The following is a 20,383-nucleotide window of genomic DNA, read 5'->3' on the forward strand; positions in this document are numbered from 1 at the left end:
GTGGCACCCGTTGACGCTCGTGAACAATGAGTGCGCCTCGTCGCGTGTATGGTGATCACCCGATAGCAGAGACCGAAGCCCGTTGTTTACGAAGGTAAGCAACGGGCTTTTTTCATTCACTCCTTCCGACAAACCCTTTAAATTAAATCACATTTGTTATGAAAACCAAGAAATTCTGTCTCTCCGAGAGCCAAATGCCCACGCAATGGTACAACATCGTGGCCGATATGCCGACGAAACCCCTGCCGCCACTCAACCCCGCCACCAAACAACCCGTCACCAAGGAGCAGATGTCGGCTATCTTCGCCGAAGAGCTCATCGACCAGGAGATGTCCACCGAACGCTTCATCGACATCCCCGAAGAGGTGCAGGAGATCTACCGCATCTGGAGACCTACGCCCCTCGTGCGGGCCTACGCCCTCGAAAAGGCCCTCGACACCCCGGCAAAAATCTTCTTCAAGAACGAAAGCGTCTCGCCCGCCGGTTCGCACAAACCCAACACCGCCGTGCCGCAGGCCTACTACAACTACAAACAGGGAATCAAACATCTGACCACCGAGACGGGCGCCGGGCAGTGGGGCGCCTCGATCGCCTTCGCCGCCAAGCACTTCGGCATCGATCTGAAGGTCTTCATGGTCAAGGTCAGCTACAACCAGAAACCCTACCGGCGGCTGATGATGAACACCTGGGGCGCCGAGTGTCTGGCCTCCCCGTCGACCATCACCGAGTCGGGCCGAGCCGCCCTCAAACGGGATCCCGACGGTTCGGGAAGCCTCGGGCTGGCAATCTCCGAGGCCGTCGAGATGGCACTGCGCAGCCCCGAGGATACGCGCTACTGTCTGGGCAGCGTCCTGAACCACGTGCTGCTGCACCAGACCGTCATCGGGCAGGAGGCCGTCACGCAGATGGAGATGGCCGACGCCGAACCCGACATGGTGATCGGTTGCTTCGGCGGCGGCAGCAACTTCGCCGGAATCAGTTTCCCGTTCCTGCGCAAGAACTTCGCCGAAGGCAAAAAGATCCGCATGATTGCCGTAGAGCCGGAAAGCTGTCCGAAACTCACCCGCGGGCAGTTCCAGTACGACTTCGGCGATGTGGCCGGCTACACGCCCCTGCTGCCGATGTATACGCTGGGCCACAACTTCCAGCCCTCGGACATCCACGCCGGCGGGTTGCGCTACCACGGCGCCGGGTCGATCGTCAGCCAGCTGCTCAAGGACGGACTGATCGAGGCGCAGTCCATTCCGCAGAACGAGACGCTGGCAGCCGGAGTCCTCTTCGCCCGCACCGAGGGGATCATCCCCGCACCCGAGTCGACCCACGCCATCGCCGCAACGATCCGCGAGGCCCTGAAGGCCAAAGAGGAGGGGCGCGAGAAGACGATCCTCTTCAACCTCTCGGGCAACGGCGTCATCGACCTCTATGCCTATGAGCAGTATCTGGCCGGAGCTCTGAAAGACTACACGCCGTCGGATGCCGAGATCGCCAAGACGGTCAATCAGTTGGAGAAGCTCATCTGAAGCGGCTCTCGAAGATGAAAAGAGCGGACTGCAAACCGGGCAGTCCGCTCTTTTTTTTATCCACCCCGATCGGATCTACCGCGAGCCCAGCCACAGGAAGATCATACCCACCAGAATGAAGGCCAGGTCAACGGCCTTCGAACGCAGGTTGCGTTCGTGGAACAACACCGCACCGCACAGGAACGAGACCACCACCGAGCCCCGGCGGATCATCGAGACGATCGAGATCATCGCGTCGGGGTCCTGCAGCGCGTAAAGGTAGGCAAAGTCGGCCAGCGTCAGAAAAACCGAGATCAGCGGAATGGCCCAGCTCCATCGGAAAGGTGTCGTGTGGCCCCGTCGCGGCAGCCACAGGATACAGACCACGACGGCCATCATCACAAACTGGTAGAGGTTGTACCAGCTCTGCACGAAGACCGGATCGAGGCGCGACATGATATATTTGTCGTAAAGGCCGCTCACGGCACCCGTGACGGCCGACAGGGCGATGAAGAGAATCCAGAGGTTATGGGTGAAGTCGACCCCCTCGCGGCGGCTCGAGCGGCTCAGCAGGAACAACGATACCAGGGCCAGCGCCACGCCGATCCACTGGTAGGCGTTCAGCCGTTCGCCGAAGATCAGAAAGGCCCCAACGAGCACCATCACGGGCCGCGTGGCGTTGATCGGCCCCACGATCGTGATCGGCAGGTGTTTCATGCCGAAATAGCCGAAGATCCACGACGTGAGGACGATCACCGACTTGAGGATCACCAGTCCGTGGGCCGTGGCCGTTCCCCGGGAGGCCTCGAGCAGCGTGCCGTCGAACCACCCCAGGCCGAACTCCGCGGAGAGGATGGCCGGAACGAAAAACAGCGTGGAAAACAGCGTATTGAGCAGCAGTACCGGAAGTACGGCGTTATTGGTCAATGCCTGCTTCTTGGCGGCATCGTAGAGGCCGAGCAACGCGGCCGAGGTAAAGGCAAGGGTCAACCACATGGTATGCGTATTGCGTTCGTCGTTTCAAAACAGCAGGAAGGCGGCCGTCGGGCCGCCTTCGGTCGGGGAGGGTAGTACACTCCGTTATTCGATCTCGTCGCTGTAAACTGCGCCCGGGAGGTCATGCAGGTTGTAGCGCGAGGCCATCGACATGCCGTAGGCCCCGGCCGACTTGATCGCCAGCAGGTCGCCCCGCTGCGAGCGGCGCAGCGTCACGTTCTCGTCAAAGACGTCGGTCGACTCGCACGCCGTCCCGACGACCGTATATTTATCGGTCGGGGCGTCGTCCGGTGCCGTGATGTTCTCGATGTTGTGGTAGGCGCCGTACAGCGCCGGGCGGATCAGTTCGGTCATCGAGGCGTCGACGATCAGCAGCTTGCGTCCCGTGGCCGTCGTCTTGTTGAATAGGACCGTCGTGATCAGCTCGCCGCACTCGGCCACGATCGAACGGCCGAATTCGAAGTGAACCTCCCGGTCGCCCACACGCAGGTGGTTGTGGACAATCGAGAAGAGCGAGGCGAAGTTCGGGATCGGCTCGTTCTCCGGTACGTCGTAGTTCACGCCCAGACCGCCGCCCACGTCGACGAAGCGCAGCTCGAAACCCAATCGCTCGAGGTTCTCGACGATGACGTTCACCTTGTTGCACATGTGCTCGAAGACGTGCAGTTCGCGGATCTGCGAACCGATGTGCAGGTGGAGACCCACGACGCGCAGGTGGGTGAACGAACGGATCTCTTCGGCATGTTCAAGCACCTCTTCATAGGAAATGCCGAACTTGCTGTCGGCCTGGCCCGTATCAATGCAGTGATTGGTCTTCGGGTCGATATCCGGATTGATGCGCAGGGCCACCTCCGTCACCTTTCCGGCCTCGGCCGAAAAACGGTCCACAAGCTCCAGCTCCTGGATCGACTCGCAGTTGATCGCCAGGATGCCCTGTTCGATCGCATAGCGCAGCTCCTTGTCGCGTTTGCCAACGCCCGCATAGACGATCCCTTTCGGGGCGAAGCCCGCCTCGATCGCCTTGCGAAGCTCGTTGCCGCTCGCGCAGTCGATGCCGAGCCCGTATTCGCGGATGATCGAGAGCAGGTGATCGTCGTAGTTCGCCTTGATGGCGTAATGCACCTTGTAGCCGTACTTGTTCGACTCCGATACGACGCTCTCCAGCGTCTGGCGAAGCAGGGCCGTATCGTAAAGGTAAAACGGGGTTTCGTAACCCCGGAGCTTGGTCGCGATCTGTCTGCTTAACATATGAACCTGAACTTAACCTGTTTGCAGTTCGCAAATATAAACGTTTTTAATTATTTTTACAAATCCATTTCGCCCTCAATTCCTTTATAATTCAAAATATTTAGTATCTTTGCGTGAGATTTCACACGCTTTTATGAAAAATATCCGCAACTTTTGCATCATAGCCCATATCGACCACGGCAAATCCACGCTCGCCGACCGCCTGCTGGAGAAAACCAACACCCTGAACCAGCGCGAAATGCAGGCCCAGGTGCTTGACGACATGGACCTCGAACGCGAAAAGGGGATCACCATCAAGAGCCACGCCATTCAAATGGAGTACACGGCCCGCGACGGACAGCACTATACGCTCAATCTGATCGACACGCCGGGACACGTCGACTTTTCGTACGAAGTCTCGCGCGCAATCGCCTCGTGTGAAGGCGCCCTGCTCGTCGTCGACGCCACGCAGGGAATTCAGGCCCAGACCATCTCGAACCTCTATCTGGCCGTTGCCCACGATCTGGAGATCGTCCCCGTGCTGAACAAGATCGACATGGAGTCGGCCATGATCGACGAGGTGAAGGATCAGGTCATCGACCTGATCGGCTGCAAGGAAGAGGATATTCTACTCGCCTCGGGCAAAACGGGGCTGGGCGTCGAGGAGATTCTCGAGGCCATCGTCCAGCGCATCCCCGCTCCGAAGGGTGACGACAACGCCCCGTTGCAGGCCCTGATCTTCGACTCGGTGTTCAACCCCTTCCGCGGTATCATCGCCTATTTCCGCGTCTTCAACGGCACGATCCGGAAGGGCGAGCACGTCAAGTTCTTCAACACGGGCAGCGAGTACGATGCCGACGAGGTCGGCGTCCTGAAGCTCAAGATGCAGCCCCGCGACGAAATCCGCGCCGGAGACGTCGGCTACATCTGCTCGGGAATCAAAACATCGGCCGATGTCAAGGTCGGCGATACGATCACCTCGGTGGCCAATCCCGCACACGAGGCTATTGCCGGTTTCGAGGATGTCAAGCCGATGGTCTTTGCCGGCGTCTATCCCGTCGAGGCCGACCAGTACGAGGATCTGCGCGCTTCGCTCGAAAAACTCCAGCTCAACGACGCCTCGCTGACGTTCGACCCCGAAAGCTCACTCGCCCTCGGATTCGGATTCCGCTGCGGTTTCCTCGGACTGCTCCACATGGAGATCATTCAGGAACGCCTCTACCGCGAATTCGACATGGACGTCATCACCACCGTCCCGAACGTCTCCTACCGCGTGACCACCACCCAGGGCGAGGTCGTCGAGGTACACAACCCCTCCGGTCTGCCCGAAATCACGAAAATCGCCAAAATCGAGGAACCCTATATTCTGGCCCAGATCATTACGAAGTCGGAGTTCCTCGGAAACGTCATCAAACTGTGCATCGACAAGCGCGGCGTGATGAAAAACCAGACCTTCATCACCCAGGACCGCGTCGAGGTCAACTTCGACATGCCCCTCTCGGAGATCGTCTTCGACTTCTACGACAAGCTCAAGAGCATCTCAAAGGGGTACGCCTCGTTCGACTATCACCGGACGGGGTTCCAGCTCTCGAAACTCGTCAAGCTGGACATCCTCCTGAACGGAGAACCCGTCGACGCCCTCTCATCGCTCACATACACCGACCATGCCTACGACTTCGGCCGCAAGATGTGCGAGAAACTCAAGGAGCTCATCCCGCGCCAACAGTTCGATATCGCCATCCAGGCCGCCATCGGTGCCAAGATCATTGCCCGCGAAACCGTCAAGGCCGTCCGCAAGGATGTCACCGCCAAGTGTTACGGCGGCGATATCTCCCGAAAACGCAAACTCCTCGAAAAACAGAAGAAGGGCAAAAAACGCATGCGGCAGATCGGCAACGTCGAAGTCCCCCAATCGGCATTCCTCGCCGTGTTGAAAATGGATTGAAAACCATGAAGAAAACCATCATCGACCTCTTCGAGGCCTCCGTCGAAAAGTATGGCGGGAAGACCTTCCTGCTCGAAAAACGTCACCACAAGTTCGAGCCTACAACCTATGCCGAAACCAAAGAGCTTGCTCTGGAGGTCGGAGCCGGTCTCGCATCCATCGGGATCCGTCCCAAGGACAAGGTCGCCATTCTGGCCGAAGGTTCCAATGCCTGGATCATCTCCGAACTGGGGCTCTTCTACGCCGGGGCGATCAGCGTGCCGCTCTCGGTCAAGCTCGAAGAGTCGAACGATCTGCTCTTCCGCCTGCGCCATGCCGAGGTCAAGGCCCTCTTCGTCTCGAAGTATCAGCTGCCCAAAATCCGCCGTATCCGCGCCGAACTGCCCCAGGTCGAGCACATCATCGTCTTCGGACACATTCCGCTCGAAACGGGCGAAACCGCCTACGGAACCCTCCGCCGGCTGGGCCGCGACTACCTCTCGAAGCACAAGGAGGAGTTCCTGAAGATCGGGCAGGCCATCGAGAACGACGACTACGCCACGATCACCTATACCTCCGGCACGACGGCCGACCCCAAGGGCGTTGTCCTCACACACCGCAACTACACGGCCAATGTCGAGCAGTCGCTCTCGCGAATCGACATTCCGTCGCACTACCGTACGCTCATCATCCTGCCGCTCGACCACTGTTTCGCCCACGTCGTGGGGTTCTACATCATGATCGCCTGCGGTGCCTCGGTCGCTACGGTCCAGATCGGCAAAACCCCGATGGAAACCCTCAAGAACATCCCGCTCAACATCCACGAGGTACAGCCCCATTTCCTGCTCTCGGTGCCAGCCCTGGCCAAGAATTTCCGCAAAAACATCGAAAGCTCGATCCGCGCGAAGGGTCCCTTTGTCGAGCGGCTCTTCCGAATGGCCCTGAAGGTCGACTACGCCTACAACTGCGACGGGTACAGCAAGGGGCACGGCTGGCGTTTCCTGCTCAAACCGCTGGTCGCACTCTTCGACATCGTGCTGTTCCGCAAGGTCCGCGAGGCCTTCGGCGGCTGCATGAAGTTCTTCATCGGCGGCGGCGCACTGCTCGATGCCGAGCTGCAGCGTTTCTTCTACGCCATCGGCATCCCGATGTTCCAGGGCTACGGCCTCTCGGAGGCTACGCCCGTCATCTCGACCAACTCGCCCAAGTATCACTGGCACCGCTTCGGGTCGTCGGGCAAGATCCTCATTCCGCTCGAGCTGAAGATCGTCGACGAGCAGGGGCGTGAACTCCCGCGCGGCGAGAAAGGGGAGATCATCATTCGCGGCGAAAACGTCATGGCCGGTTACTGGAAAAACCCCGAGGCTACGGCCGAGGTCATTCGCGACGGGTGGCTCCATACGGGCGACATGGGGTATGTCTCGCAGGACGAGTTCCTCTACGTTCTGGGCCGTTTCAAGAGCCTGCTGATCGCCTCGGACGGCGAAAAGTACAGCCCCGAAGGGATGGAAGAGGCCATTGTCGACAATTCACCCTACATCGATCAGATCATCATCTACAACAATCAGAGTCCCTTCACGGGGGCCATCGTCGTACCGAATGCCGAAGCGTTGCGGCACGAATTGGATCAACGCAAGGTGGCTGAAGAGGCTCGTCCGGCCGAAGCGGCAAAGATACTGGCTGCCGAAATCGACAAATATCGCGCAGGAGGTGCTCATGCCGGTGAGTTCCCGGAACGCTGGCTCCCGGCAGGTCTGGCCATTGTCGACGAACCGTTCACCGAGCAGAACGGACTGGTGAACAGCACGATGAAGATCATTCGGTCGAAAGTCGAAGAACATTTCCGCAACCGGCTCGACTATCTCTACTCGCCCGAAGGCAAGAGTGTGGCGAATGCCGAAAACTGCAAGGCGTTGAAAAATTTACTCCGATAGGGGATTTTCATCGTCCGAAAACTTGACTTTTCAAAAATTCGGAGTATCTTTGTACTCCGTAATGCGGAAATAGCTCAGTCGGTAGAGCATCAGCTTCCCAAGCTGAGGGTCGCGGGTTCGAATCCCGTTTTCCGCTCTAGAGGGGGCCAGAGGGGCCAGAAAAAGGGAGAGCCGTAAGGTTCTCCCTTTTGTTGTGCAAGTTGTCCGCGGACGGAAAAAGGTGAGCAGAAATCCGACCGCCCTGTATTCTTACTCTCCTGTTAAAACAAAAGGCAGCAATTGTCTCACACCTTAATTGGATCCATATTCAACCAAAATCCGTAAAAGCCGCACATTCTTCCATGAAATCGTTACGTCGGTTTGCACCCCGTCGGATTACCTTTGCAGCAGACACAACGGCCACAATTCTGTCTGACCGGGGGTCGGAACAGATAAACGGAAAGCGATATGGATAGACGCGATTTTCTTAAAAGCGGACTTTTTGCCGCAGCTGCCAGTGCGATAATCGGTCCGAAAGCCCTGGCGCAGGAGGTTGAAAAACAAACCGTACGGGAGCGGTTGTCGAGAGAGATTCTCAATTACAGTCCGCAGATGCAGTACCGCCCGATGGGGCGGACCGGCGTGAAGGTCTCGGCGCTGGGTTTCGGCATGCTGCGGCTGCCGATGAAGAACGGTCACGTGGATTTCGACCAGACTACGCCCATGGTACGCCGTGCCATCGAGGGCGGTGTGAACTACATTGACACGGGGCGTGTTTACCTGGGCGGAGAGAGCGAACAGGCGGTGGGCCGTGCTTTGGCCGGAGGCTGGCGCGACCGGGTGTATGTCACCTCCAAGATGCCGTGGTGGGAGATGCGATCGGCGGACGATTTCGAAAAGTTCTTCGACCAGTCGCGCCGCACCATCGGCACGGACGTGATCGATTTCTACCATATCCACATGATCATGCACCGCGCGTGGAAGGATTATGTGCTGCCCTACCGGCTCATCGAAAAGATGGAGCGGCTGAAGGCCCAGGGCAAGATCCGCTTCATGGGCTTCTCGTTCCACGACAGCCTGCAGCTGTTCAAAAAGGTGGTGGAATACACCCCGGCCTGGGATTTCTGCCTGATTCAGCACAACTACCTGGATTACGAATACGAGGCAGGGGTGCTCGGCCCGAAGTATGCCGCAGCCAACGGAATGGGGCTGGCGGTGATGAAGCCCGTCCGCACGGGATTTCTGGCCCGTCTGCCGCAGACGATGCACGATGCACTGGCCTCGACGGGGATCCGCAAGCCCGATGCGGAGTGGGCGTTGGACTATCTGTGGGATATCCCCGAGGTGAGCGTGGCGGTCAGCGGCATGGGTTCCATGGCGGATGTGGAGGAGAATCTGAGGTATGCCGCCAAGGCCCGGCCGAACATGCTCTCGCCGGCCGAGCGCGAGGCGTTGGGAGCTACCATCCAGGCCTACCGCCAAGCGCCGGGTCATATCGACTGCACGGGCTGCTACCAGTGTATTCCCTGCCCGCACAACGTGGCCATCGGCTACATCTTCGCCTATGTGTACAACAACTACCTGCTGCACGGCAACCTGCAGCGGGCGCTGGCCGACTATACCGTGTCGATGTCGCCCGTTCAGCGCGGCGACCCGGCCTCCTCGTGTGTCGCGTGTGGCGAATGCCTGGCCAAGTGCCCGCAACATCTCGATATCCCGAACCTGCTGGCCCGGGTCCGGGAGACGATGGGTAAATAAAGACAGACAAACAAGATATTCTCACATAAAACAATTCTAAAAGATGGAAACCAATCTTATGTACGACATGTATGTTCCGACCCGGGTGATGTTCGGGGCCGGGATGCTGGACAAACTGAGTGAACAGCCGATGCCGGGACGCCGCGCCCTGATCGTGATCTCCAGCGGAAAATCGACCCGGGCCAACGGCTACCTCTCGCGCACGGAGGAGCAACTGCACAAGGCCGGTGTGGAGACGGTGTTCTTCGACGGCGTGATGCCGAACCCGACGGTCGGCAATGTCGATGCCGGGGCAAAGGTTGCCCGCGAGCACGGCTGCGACTTCCTCGTGGCGCTGGGCGGCGGCAGCGTGATGGACTGCACCAAGGCGATTGCCGTGATGGCGACCAACGACGGAGCGCTTTGGGACTATGTGCCCATCGGTTCGGGCAAGGGAAATCCGATTGCCGTCCGTCCGCTGCCCGTCATTGCCATTACCACCACGGCCGGAACGGGTTCGGAGACGGACAATTCGGGCGTCATCACCAAGGAGGATACCTTCGAGAAGGCGTTCGTGGGCGATGCTTCACTCTTTCCCGTCCTCTCGATCGTCGATCCGGAACTGATGGCCAGCGTGCCGCCCGCCTTCACGGCCTACCAGGGCTTCGATGCCCTGTTCCACAGCACCGAAGGCTACATTGCCCGGGGTGCGAACCTGATGAGCGACATGTATGCCCTGACGGCCATCGAGAATCTGGCAAAATACCTGCCCCGCGCCGTGAAGGACGGCAGGGACATGGAGGCCCGCACCCACGTGGCTTTCGGCAATACGCTGTCGGGCGTGGTGATGTGCCTCACGCTGATCACGAGCGAACATGCACTGGAGCATGCCCTTTCGGCCTACCATCCGGCACTGCCCCACGGTGCAGGACTGATCATGATCAGCCGGGCCTACTACAAATACTTCATCGAGCACCACGCCTGCGACGAGCGTTTCATCCGCATGGCGCAGGCCATGGGAATGCCCGAAGCCTCGAAGCCCGAAGACTTTCTCACGGCTCTCACCCGGCTGCAGGAGGCCTGCGGCGTGGCCGACCTGAAGATGTCCGACTACGGCATCACACCCGACGAATTCGAGACGCTGATGCGCAACACGCGCGAGGTGATGGGCGTCATGTTCACCAGCGACTGGGTGCAGATGAGCGACGAGGAGATCGTGCGCATCTACCGGGAGTCGTACAGATAGACGATTCCCGATCCGGACCTGGGAAAAGCGTCAAACCATTCAAAGAGAAGCGTATGAAAAAGCTGTTTTTGATCCCCTGGCTGCTGCTGGCGACACTTGCCGTGACAACGGCCTGCGGCGAAACCCATCCGTCATCGAACGAGCCGGAACAAACCCGGCCCGAGGACAACGGGAACGACGGGGAAGGCGGCAACGTGAACGGAGCCGACGGGCGTTACCTTGTCCTCTACTGCTCCCGCACGGGCAATACGGAGCGGATGGCACGGGCCCTTCAGTCCACATTGGATTGCGAGATGGCGGAGGTGGAGCCGGCTGTGCCCTACGATGCGGACTACAACGCAATGTTCGACCGCGCACAGGCGGAACTGGAGGCCATTGCACAGGGCAATTTCCCGGCAATCTCCACCTCGGTCGAAAGTTTCGACGATTATGAGATCATCTTCGTCGGCTATCCGATCTGGTTCGGACACATGGCCTCGCCGATGCAGACCTTTCTGCACGATCATGCCGCGTTGCTGGCCGGGAAGCGGATCGCTCTCTTTGCCAGCAGCGGGAGCAGCGGCATCGGAACCTCCGAACGGGATGCCGCTGCACTGGTTCCCGATGCCACGTTCGAAGAGTCGCTGCTGCTCACCTCCGGTTCGTTGGGCAGCATGGCAACCCGCATCCCGGCCTGGCTGGAGGAGCTCGGAGCAGACCGGGAGGAGCATTAAAAAACACGCGACATGAGAAAGCGAATGTTCACTTTGCTGCTTGCGGGCATGCCTTTCGGGACGGCGCCCCTTTACGGGCAGACGGTCGATCTCCACGCCCACATCATCCTTCCGGAGTATCTCGAGGTGCTGAAGGCGCACGGTGCGGAGCTCGAAGAGGGTTTCCCGCTGCCTGCGTGGGATGCCGCGCGGCACATCGACTTCATGGACCGGGCGGGCATCCGAACGGCCGTGCTGACGATGCCGGCTCCGCAGCCCTACTATGGCGACACGGAGGAGTCGGTCCGCTGCATCCGCCGTGTGAATGAGGCCTCGGCCGAACTGAAACAGCGATACCCCGGCCGGTTCCGGTTTTGTGCCGCGCTGCCGCTGCCCGACGTGGAGGCCGCCATCCGCGAAGCAGTCTATGCGCTCGATACGCTGGGGGCCGACGGGGTGAAACTGGCGACCAACAGCCGGGGACAGTATGTGGGTGACGAGGCGCTGGATCCGCTGATGGAGGTGCTCAACGAGCGACATGCCGTCGTCATCCTCCATCCGCACCGCCCGACGCCCTGTCCCGAGGAGATTATCGCCACCACACCGCTGGCCATGTACGAATATCCGGCCGAATCAACCCGGGCCGTGGTCAACATGTTGGCGCGGAACGTGCTGGTCCGTTACCCGAATCTGAAGGTGGTCGTCCCCCATTGCGGTTCGTTCCTTCCGCTGGCATTGCCGAGAATGAAATCCATCCTCCCGGCGATGGTGTCGCAGGGCTGCATGCAACCGATTGAGTGGGAAGCAAACCTGTCGCGCCTCTATTTCGACCTGGCGGGGAATCCCACGGCAGAGGTTCTGCATGCACTGCTCACCATCACCACGCCCGACCATATCCTCTACGGTTCGGACTATCCCTATCTGCCCGATGCCGTGTTGCAGGCCAATCTGGAACGATTGAAACAGACGCTCGCTGCCGACGGGGAGCTGGCCGGGTATGCCGACCGGATTCTGGGGCGGAATGCCGAACAGCTGTTTGTCAGGAGCGCCGCCTGCGGCTGTACTCCGAGGGAGTGATTCCCTCCTGTCGCCGGAACATGCGGCTGAAGTGCTGCGAATACTCGAATCCGAGGCGGTCGGCCACCTGCGCGACACTCTCGCCGGCGGAGAGGCCGTCCTTGGCAAGCTGGATCACGAACCGGCGGATGTGTTTGCTGGCCGTCTCGCCGGTCGTCTTCCGGATGACGTCGCCGAAGTAGTTGGGCGAGAGGCACAATCGGTCGGCGCAGTACTGCACGGTGGGCAGTCCGAGGGTCAGTTGGAGCCGCTGCTCGTAATAGTCGGCAAGCAGCTGGTTGAAGCGGACCAGAATGTCGGAGTTCTCCGTCTTGCGAGTCTGGAACTGGCGGTTGTAGAAGCGCTGGCAGAAGTTCAGCACCAGCCCGATGTAGCCGACCAGAATGGCATCCTGCTGCGCGTCGCGGTCGTTGTCGAGCTCTTCGCGCATCCGGCGCATCAGCGAAACCAGGATGTCATGCTCCCGGTCGGTCATGTGCAGCGCCTCGTTGACGCGATAGTCGAAAAAGGAGTAGTCGCGGATCCGTTTTTCGAGCGGCGTGCCGCGCAGCAGATCGGGATGGAAGAGCAGCGCCCAGCCCGTAATCGAAACCCGCTCGCCGTTGTCCTCCTTGCCGCCCACCTGTCCCGGGGCCACGCACAGCAGCGTTCCCTGGTTGTAGTCGTAGCGGCCGCAGCCGTAGTCGAGCTCCACGCTGGCGTCGTCGCGCAGGAAGAGTGCGTAGACGCCGTAGTTGTTCAGACTGTGGCGGATGGGCGAAACCTCGGCATAGTCGATAACGCTCACCAGCGGATGACGGTCGGTATGTCCGACCCAGCGGCTGTAATCGCTCACGCTGTTTATCTTCAGAATCCGGCTCATCGGGAAAAGGCTTGAGGGGTTGTCTCCACAAAATTAACAAATCCCGGTCAAAATCCCAATCGGGCGGCGGGCGATTCGGTAAAACGGGTATGAACTTCCGGAGTATCGGTATCTGCGTGAGCGGGTGAACCGCTACTTTTGCGATGTACAAACGTCAAAAAACGGCTATCCATGACAAACCGCATGATCTCTTTCGCGTGCCTGCTGCTGGGCCTGACGCTCTCGGGCGGCAGCATGGCGCAGACTCAACCGTCGAATCCTTCAAATACAATCACCATGGAAAAGAAACTCATTGGAAATACGCTGGCACTCTATCCCATGCCGCTGACGGTCGTCGGGGCCGAGGTGGAGGGCCGCGTCAACTGGCTCGTCGTGGCGCACGTCGGGATTATCGGGCACGACCGGATTCTGGTCAGCATGAGCCAGAGCCACTACACCAACCGGGGAATCCGCGCCTCGCGCAAACTCTCGGTCAATCTCGTCAGCCATGAGATGCTCCCCGAAGCCGACTATGTGGGGAGTGTGAGCGGTGCCCGCACGGACAAGTCGCAGGCGTTCGCCTGGCATCGGGGCGCGAACGGCGCGCCGGTGATCGACCGCTCGCCGCTGGCGATGGCGTGCGACGTCGTGGATATTTACGAGACGGAGGGCTTCGACAACTTCATCTGTTCGATTGCGGCGACCTACGCCTCGCCGGAGGTGTTAGACGACCGTGGCCGGATCGACTACGCGCGGCTGAAGCCCGTGCTGTTCGAGTTCCCGACCTACTCCTACCTCTCCACGGGCGAGGTGATCGGCCGCTGTCTGCGGCTCGACAGCGAGCCGTCGATGTGCGCCAAGGAGCCAATGGCGGAGGACGGCATCGTACGCCTTTCGAAGATCGAGGTCCGGCCGGAGTATCTCGACGAGTATATGGCGTTTGCCGCCGAAGTGGGCGAGGTCTCGCTGCGTACCGAGCCGGGCGTGCTGACGATGTATGCCGTGGCCGAGCGGGAGAATCCGTGCCGGATCACCATCCTCGAAACCTACGCGAGCCGCGCAGCTTACGAGAAGCATATCGCCTCGGCGCATTTTCAGAAGTACAAGCAGGGAACGCTCCACATGGTCCGGTCGCTCGAACTGACCGACCAGACGCCGCTCAACCCGGCCAACTGCCTCCGCAACTTTATCCGACTCCAATAGGCGGTCGGCAGGCGCCCGTCCGTCACACGGTTCCGGACTGCGGCTCCGGTGCGAAAAGGGCCCGTCAACGGTTGCCGAGCCGGATCTTTTCGTGGTAGAAGTAGTTGACCACAACCGGATGCCCCTTTTCGGAGCGGCCGTACGGCAAATCGTTCACGCGATACGGCAGGCCGTTTGCGGCGGCATAGGCGGCCATCTCCCGCTCGAGCGCCTGCCAGTAATCCGTCCGGCGGCGGTTGTAGATCTCCTCGTATAAAGGCATCAGTTCGGGGCGTTTTTCGCGGATGTAGGCCAGGATCGCCGCTTTGAACGACCCGCGCAGGTTGAGATTTTCGAGCCAGACGAGGTCGGTGAACTCCCGGACCCGCTCGATGATGGCCTTCGGATCGGTGATGCCCGGAAAGATCGGCGAGACGAAGCAGACGGTGCGGATGCCCGCCTCGTAGACCTGCCGCATGGCCTCGAGACGCCGCCCGATGCTCACCGCACGATCCATGTCGGCGCGGAAGGCCTCGTCCAGCGTGTTGATCGACCACGAAACCGTCACGCGCGGGAACTCCCGCAGCAGATCCAGATCGCGCAGCACAAGGTCCGACTTGGTACAGATCATAATCTCGGCCGTTGTGCCGCGCAGCTCCTCAAGCAGATGGCGTGTGCGCTGGAAATGCTCCTCGAAGGGGTTGTAGCCGTCGGTTACCGAGCCGATGACGATGCGCTGGCCGTCGAAGCGGTGCGGATCGCCGACGGGTTTCCAGTGCTTGACGTCGAGAAACGATCCCCAGGGCTCGGTGTGGCCCGTGAAACGCTTCATGAACGAAGCGTAGCAATACTTGCAGGCGTGAGGACACCCCACGTAGGGGTTGACCGAATAGCCGCCCACGGGCAGCGACGAACGGGTCATGACGCTCTGCACGTCGATGTCGCGGATGATCTCCTCTTGCTGGTTCATATTCCGGATGTTTTGTGAGGTAAAGGTCCGAAGATTTTTTGTGCAAAACCATGCCCGAAAGGGGGTAATGTATGCCATTTTGATAAATGATGTCGTATCTTTGCCTTCGGACAAACCGGATGCGAGCGATGATGACAACGACAAATCCCCGACGGCTGGTCACCGTGCCGTTCAGCAAGACGCAGTGCGGCGTCGACTTCTACATCAATACGGGCCGCAGCGAAGAGATCCGCGGCGTGCTGACCGAGCATCCGCTCTTCCGGACCGACTTCTTCGAGTTCTTCTTCCTCAGACGGGCCCGGGGCGTGCTGCTGCTCGGCGGACGCCGCGTCGAGCTGCACGACGACATGGTGCTGCTCCTCTCGCCCCACCAGCAGCAGCGCTGGCTGGCGGACGAGGCGGAGCTCGACTACACGTTTCTGATCTTCCGCGAGGATTTCATGCGCACGTTCCTCGCGGACAAGTTCTTCGTCTACCGCCTGCTCTACTGCTACCAGACCGACACGCCGCCGTGGTTCGATGCCGGGCCGGAGGCCTTTGCGGAGTATCTCCGGCTGCTCGGAAAGATCAAGGCGGAGCTGCGCGCCCCGACTTCGGACAGCTACAACCTGATCGTTTCGGTGCTTTACTACCTGCTGGTGACGCTCAACCGCGACTATGCCGCCGCCTACGGACTGCCCGTGACGTTGCCGCGCAACAACTGTGCGTTCCGCTTCAAGGCGCTGCTCGAAGAGCATATCCGTGAGGTACAGCGCGTCGAGGAGTATGCCTCGATGCTGCGCGTGAGCCGCGTGACCTTGAACCGGGCTGTCATGGATCAGTTCGGCGTCACGGCCGTGCACCTGCTGAAACAGCGGCTGCTGGAGGCCGTGAAGAACGACCTGCTGTTCGAGGGGCGCAGCGTCAGCCAGCTGGCCGATGCGTACGGTTTCTCGGACCCGAGCCACCTGATGCGTTTCTTCAAGCAGCAGACCGGACGTACCTGCTCGGCCTTCCTCGAGGATTATCGGCGCGGCGCGGGTGAATAGAAGGGGATTCGGACTCCCGGCACAGGCCGCCGGGACTGTTCTCCGAAAAGAAAAATGGCATGTCGTTTCATGATTTAATCAATCATTTTGAGTCCGAATCGAATTGCACTGTACGGCGTCGTTGGGGAAGGAAAAAACGCAGCGGAGAGTCGGGTGCAAGCGTGAAGACCGAGAGCATGCAGAATGCCATTTTTCAGGCCTGCAACCGACATGAAGCGTTTCGTTCGCCGTTGCAATGGAAGGAGTTCATCTATACCTGTATCCGGAACGGAGCCTTCAGTCGTCTGTGTAAAAGCCGGGGGGGGGCAGCTCAACTTCAGGTCCCAATCGACATGTTGAGCAGGGTTTGCACAATACCGAGATTGCCCGAAAGCTGGAGATTGCCGAGATCACGGTCAAAAAACAGAAGCCCCGTCTGATCGACCTGCTGAGACGCCGGTTGAAGCGAAACCCGGATGATCAGACTCTGAAACTCCTGTTGCTGTTGCTCTGCATGCAGGAACAGAAAAGACAGAGACTCCGTCTATCACCGTCCCGGAGAGGCGCAAGAACTCCGAATCCGAAAACAACCCCGCTTCCGAAACCGAAAGCGGGGTTGTGTGTTTTGCAAAACGGCTGCTGTCAGGCCGTCCTGCCGTTCGAGATAAGTTTCCACACCCCGGCACTCAGAGCCGCACCGACAAACGGGGCCACGATGAAGAGCCACAACTGCGAAAGCGCCGCTCCTCCCTCGAAGAGAGCCGGGCCGATCGAACGTGCCGGGTTGACCGATGTCCCGGTGATCGGAATGCAGACGATATGGACCAGCACCAGCGTCAGACCGATGGCCAGTCCGGCAAAGTTGCCCGCTCCGTGTTTGGCATCCGTGGCGCCGAGAACCACCAGCACGAAGATAAACGTGAAGATCATCTCCGCCAGGAAGGCCTGCAGCATCATTCCTTCGCCGTAGCTGTTCGCGCCGGTTGTGGTCGGACCTCCGTTCGCTCCGCTCGAAACAAGCACATAGAGTACCGCCGAGCCGAGGATAGCCCCGATGACCTGGAAGATCATGTACCATGCAGCATCCTTGCCGCTCATGCGTCCCGAAAGAAAGACACCCAGCGTAATGGCCGGATTGATATGGCAGCCCGACAGGTTGCCGATCGTATAGGCCATGGCTACCACCGAGAGGCCAAAGGCCAGCGCCACTCCGATCGTGCCCACTCCGGCACCTACGGTCCCGGCCACGCTCCCGGCAAACGCCGCGCTGCCGCAACCCATCAGAACGAGAACCATCGTTCCGATCATTTCCGCAATGTACTTTTTCATCTTTTTGAGGTTTTATGGTTGTTCGGTTGTTGGTAAAGTTAATCAAATTCTACCGAAAAGACAAGTATTTGTCGATCATTCGGACCTCCGGAACTCCCGTTCCGGACGTTTTACGCCGAAGTGAACAACCTTTCACCCAAAACCGTTCGCTTTGTACAAAGCGTAATGCCATGATCTTTATGCAAAGATTTCTGCTTCTTGCGGCCGTCTTGTCGACAGCCGCAGTGTCGGCGGCACGGGCCGTGCGGAATCCGGATACCGCAACCGCCGCCACGGCCCCGGAACGGCCGGTCATTCTGACGGGGCCGGATCGAATTGCAGAAGGACGAGCAGGGTCGTTATTACCGGCTGGCCCGCACGGCTCTTGCCCGGCGCCGCATAAGGTTACTCCTCGGGGTAGGGGACCACCGCCACCTTGACCCCCTGCTCGTTCATCGCCTCGAGCATCTTCGGCGAGACCCGCGAATCGGTAATCACCAGATCGATGTCACCCATGTCGCAGATCTTGCTGAAACCCCGACGACCGAATTTCGACGAATCGGCCAGTACGACGGTCTTCGTCGCAGCCTGGATCATCGCCCGGTTCAGACACGCCTCCTGCAGATGGGTCGTGCTCAGACCGTAGGTCGGATCAATGCCGTCGACTCCCAGAAACAGTTTGCTGCACGTGAAGTTTTCGAGCATCCGCACGGCATATTCGCTGACGACCGAAGCCGATGAATGGCGAATGATGCCCCCGAGCTGGATGATCTCGATATCGTGTTTGTCCAACAACTCCATGGCCACGTTCATCGCCGAGGTGATCACCGTCATCTTCATGTTCGGGATGCAGCGCGCAAAGGCCTGCACGGTCGTCCCCGAGGCGATGATCAGCGCATCCTGCGCGGCGAGCAGTTCGACGGCCCGCTGGCCGATGCGGCGCTTGACCTCGGGGTGGAGTTTCTCCTTCTCCGAGACCTTGCGCGTGGCAATGTACGGATCGGCCAGAATGGCCCCGCCGTGGGTGCGGTAGAGGAGCTTCTTCTCCTCGAGCTGATCCAGATCCTTGCGGATCGTCACGGCCGATACCTTCAGCCGCTGGCTCAACGACCCGACATCCACACTGCCCGAGTCCCGAAGCAGGTCCAGAATGGTTTTATGTCTCTCCCGAAGTGTCATTTTCCGTAGTTGGATGGGTTATGCGTCTGCAAAGATAATCAAAATGCGAAGAGATTGACTCCCACCTGCAGATATCCGGCCCGCTGATCGGGATTCCACATCGCATGAGCGAAGACCGGCATGTCGAAGCGTCCCAGCTTCAGCTTGTAGGTCGCCCGCAGCGAAATCTGGTCGATGCCGTCGTAGCCGTAGAAATTCGCGCCGCCGTCGGCTCCGTCCCGGTTGAAGGCAAACGTGCCGCCCAGCCCGACATCCACGATCCAGTGCTCGTCGCGGAAGAGGCTGTACTCCGCATTGACGTAGGTCGAATAGCGGTTCCGGCCGGCCTGGTTCAGATCGCGCCCGGCGAAGATCGTCGCCCAGTAGAGTCGCAGCGGCACTTCGAACTTCGTGTCGAAGTCGTAGGCCACGCTCAGATCGAGGAAGTGTCCCGTCGAGTGTTTGTTGTAGTTGAAGATGTCCTTGCTGAAGGGCAGGGCAGGCGAGTAGTTGAAGATGTCCCACACGGCCACCGTAAAGCCCGCTACCGAATAGGAGACATAGTAGTCGAACTCCTTGTAGTCGCCCGTAAAGTCGGTGCCGCCCCACAGGCCCACCTTCAGTTTGTCGTCCAGCAGTCCGACGTTCAGGTCGGCAGCCAGAACGCCTCCGTCGGCCACCTGCTGGCCGCGCCACAAGTGCATGTTCTGGAGGGTCCCGTTCAGGTGCATGCGGGCGGTCTGTCCGAAGGCCGCAGTCGTCAGGAACAGCGCTGCACAAAGCGCTGCGAGATGTTTCAGGGTCTTCATGGCAATTCGGGTTTTAGTAGCAATAGATCAGGCAATAGAGGGCAGCAGCAAGGAATCCGCCGATGATCGGACCGATGACCGGCACCCACGAATAACCCCAGTCGCTCGTGCCCTTGCCCTTGATCGGCAGGATGGCGTGGGCCAGACGCGGCGCCAGGTCGCGGGCCGGATTGATGGCGTAACCCGTCGTTCCGCCGAGCGACATGCCCAGCGCCACGATCAGCATCGCAACGGGGAAGGCTCCCAGTGCTCCCATGCCCACTTCGGAGGTGTTGCCGTCGATCGAAAGGGCCAGGATGACGAAGACCAGCACGAACGTGCCGATGATTTCGCTGATGAGGTTGCGGCCGTAGTTGCGGATAGCCGGAATCGTGCAGAAGGTACCCAGTTTGGTCGCCGGGTCCGACGTGGCATCGTAGTGGTCCTTATAGAAAATGTAGACCAGCACGGCACCCACGAAGCCGCCCAGCATCTGAGCCACGATATAGGGGACGACCAGCGCCCAGCTGAAGGTCCCGGCAGCGGCCAGACCCAGCGTCACGGCCGGATTGAGATGCGCCCCCGAGTAGGGGCCCGAAATGAAGACACCCAGCATGACGGCCAGGCCCCACGCCAGCGTGATGACCACCCAGCCGGCATTCTCACCCTTGGATTTCTTCAGCGTCGTGCAGGCGACAACACCGTCACCGAACAGTACCAGAATAGCCGTACCGATAAACTCGAACAGGCATTTCAACATGACGTCGTTCATAAGTCAGCAGGTTTTAGGTTTTCTTGGATTTTTGGGAATAAAGAGC

Annotated in this window: 17 protein-coding genes and 1 tRNA gene; 10 read left to right on the forward strand and 8 right to left on the reverse strand. The window is 59.7% G+C overall.

Translation table 11 applies throughout. The annotated features are described in order from the left end of the window. Positions 1 to 158 precede the first annotated feature (158 nt). On the forward strand, positions 159 to 1,520 hold the full coding sequence (locus tag B5G09_RS07650) for a TrpB-like pyridoxal phosphate-dependent enzyme (RefSeq protein WP_087404710.1): 1,362 nt from the start codon (positions 159 to 161) through the stop codon (positions 1,518 to 1,520). Positions 1,521 to 1,595: 75 nt separating this feature from the next. On the opposite strand, the gene B5G09_RS07655 is transcribed toward B5G09_RS07650, so the two are convergent. Together B5G09_RS07655 and lysA are read right to left on the reverse strand one after the other, a co-directional pair. Next, positions 1,596 to 2,495: a DMT family transporter gene (locus B5G09_RS07655; protein WP_087310242.1), complete on the reverse strand. Its 900-nt coding sequence runs from the start codon at positions 2,493 to 2,495 to the stop codon at positions 1,596 to 1,598. Between the two features lie 84 nt (positions 2,496 to 2,579). After that, positions 2,580 to 3,743: a diaminopimelate decarboxylase gene (gene lysA, locus B5G09_RS07660; protein WP_087404711.1), complete on the reverse strand. Its 1,164-nt coding sequence runs from the start codon at positions 3,741 to 3,743 to the stop codon at positions 2,580 to 2,582. A gap of 133 nt (positions 3,744 to 3,876) precedes the next feature. Between lysA and lepA the strand changes: the two genes are divergently transcribed. From lepA to B5G09_RS07695, 7 genes are all read left to right on the forward strand, one after another. Next, positions 3,877 to 5,667 carry a translation elongation factor 4 gene (gene lepA, locus B5G09_RS07665; RefSeq protein WP_087404763.1) on the forward strand — a complete coding sequence of 597 codons (1,791 nt, stop codon included), beginning with the start codon at positions 3,877 to 3,879 and terminating at the stop codon, positions 5,665 to 5,667. 5 nt (positions 5,668 to 5,672) lie between these two features. After that, positions 5,673 to 7,580: an AMP-binding protein gene (locus B5G09_RS07670; protein ID WP_087404712.1), complete on the forward strand. Its 1,908-nt coding sequence runs from the start codon at positions 5,673 to 5,675 to the stop codon at positions 7,578 to 7,580. A 63-nt stretch (positions 7,581 to 7,643) separates the two neighbouring features. Then, positions 7,644 to 7,716: transfer RNA gene (locus B5G09_RS07675), tRNA-Gly, on the forward strand. 311 nt (positions 7,717 to 8,027) lie between these two features. Next, positions 8,028 to 9,317 (forward strand): aldo/keto reductase, encoded by a 1,290-nt coding sequence (locus B5G09_RS07680; protein WP_087404713.1) that lies wholly within the window; start codon positions 8,028 to 8,030, stop codon positions 9,315 to 9,317. A gap of 43 nt (positions 9,318 to 9,360) precedes the next feature. Further along, positions 9,361 to 10,542, forward strand: coding sequence for an iron-containing alcohol dehydrogenase (locus B5G09_RS07685; protein WP_206384428.1), 1,182 nt, complete (start codon positions 9,361 to 9,363; stop codon positions 10,540 to 10,542). A gap of 53 nt (positions 10,543 to 10,595) precedes the next feature. Then, positions 10,596 to 11,255 (forward strand): flavodoxin, encoded by a 660-nt coding sequence (locus tag B5G09_RS07690; RefSeq protein WP_087404715.1) that lies wholly within the window; start codon positions 10,596 to 10,598, stop codon positions 11,253 to 11,255. A 12-nt stretch (positions 11,256 to 11,267) separates the two neighbouring features. Then, entirely contained in the window at positions 11,268 to 12,311 is a 1,044-nt protein-coding gene (locus tag B5G09_RS07695; RefSeq protein WP_241147606.1) for an amidohydrolase family protein, read from the forward strand. Here B5G09_RS07695 and B5G09_RS07700 read toward each other — a convergent pair. Then, the gene (locus B5G09_RS07700; RefSeq protein ID WP_087404717.1) at positions 12,274 to 13,173 is read right to left on the reverse strand and encodes a helix-turn-helix domain-containing protein; all 900 of its coding nucleotides are present in this window, start codon (positions 13,171 to 13,173) and stop codon (positions 12,274 to 12,276) included. The two genes, B5G09_RS07695 and B5G09_RS07700, sit on opposite strands and share 38 nt — an antisense overlap. 234 nt (positions 13,174 to 13,407) lie before the next feature. On the opposite strand from B5G09_RS07700, the gene B5G09_RS07705 reads away from it, so the two are divergent. Continuing rightward, positions 13,408 to 14,355, forward strand: coding sequence for a flavin reductase (locus B5G09_RS07705; protein ID WP_241147611.1), 948 nt, complete (start codon positions 13,408 to 13,410; stop codon positions 14,353 to 14,355). A gap of 64 nt (positions 14,356 to 14,419) precedes the next feature. Here the strand turns inward: B5G09_RS07705 and B5G09_RS07710 are convergent, their stop codons facing one another. After that, positions 14,420 to 15,304, reverse strand: coding sequence for a radical SAM mobile pair protein B (locus tag B5G09_RS07710; RefSeq protein WP_087404719.1), 885 nt, complete (start codon positions 15,302 to 15,304; stop codon positions 14,420 to 14,422). 128 nt (positions 15,305 to 15,432) lie between these two features. On the opposite strand from B5G09_RS07710, the gene B5G09_RS07715 reads away from it, so the two are divergent. Further along, complete coding sequence (locus B5G09_RS07715; protein ID WP_087404720.1) at positions 15,433 to 16,332, forward strand: AraC family transcriptional regulator; 900 nt, start codon at positions 15,433 to 15,435, stop codon at positions 16,330 to 16,332. Positions 16,333 to 16,953: 621 nt separating this feature from the next. Here B5G09_RS07715 and B5G09_RS07720 read toward each other — a convergent pair. From B5G09_RS07720 to B5G09_RS07735, 4 genes are all read right to left on the reverse strand, one after another. Continuing rightward, the gene (locus B5G09_RS07720) at positions 16,954 to 17,640 is read right to left on the reverse strand and encodes an MIP family channel protein (protein ID WP_087404721.1); all 687 of its coding nucleotides are present in this window, start codon (positions 17,638 to 17,640) and stop codon (positions 16,954 to 16,956) included. A gap of 384 nt (positions 17,641 to 18,024) precedes the next feature. Continuing rightward, on the reverse strand, positions 18,025 to 18,798 hold the full coding sequence (locus B5G09_RS07725; protein ID WP_087404722.1) for a DeoR/GlpR family DNA-binding transcription regulator: 774 nt from the start codon (positions 18,796 to 18,798) through the stop codon (positions 18,025 to 18,027). Positions 18,799 to 18,836: 38 nt separating this feature from the next. Beyond that, positions 18,837 to 19,586, reverse strand: a complete 750-nt coding sequence (locus B5G09_RS07730) for a hypothetical protein (RefSeq protein WP_087404723.1) — start codon at positions 19,584 to 19,586, stop codon at positions 18,837 to 18,839. A 13-nt stretch (positions 19,587 to 19,599) separates the two neighbouring features. Then, positions 19,600 to 20,337, reverse strand: coding sequence for an MIP/aquaporin family protein (locus B5G09_RS07735; protein WP_206384429.1), 738 nt, complete (start codon positions 20,335 to 20,337; stop codon positions 19,600 to 19,602). Positions 20,338 to 20,383 lie beyond the last annotated feature (46 nt).

Source organism: Alistipes sp. An54 (genome assembly GCF_002159375.1).
Taxonomy (GTDB): Bacteria; Bacteroidota; Bacteroidia; order Bacteroidales; family Rikenellaceae; genus Alistipes; species Alistipes megaguti.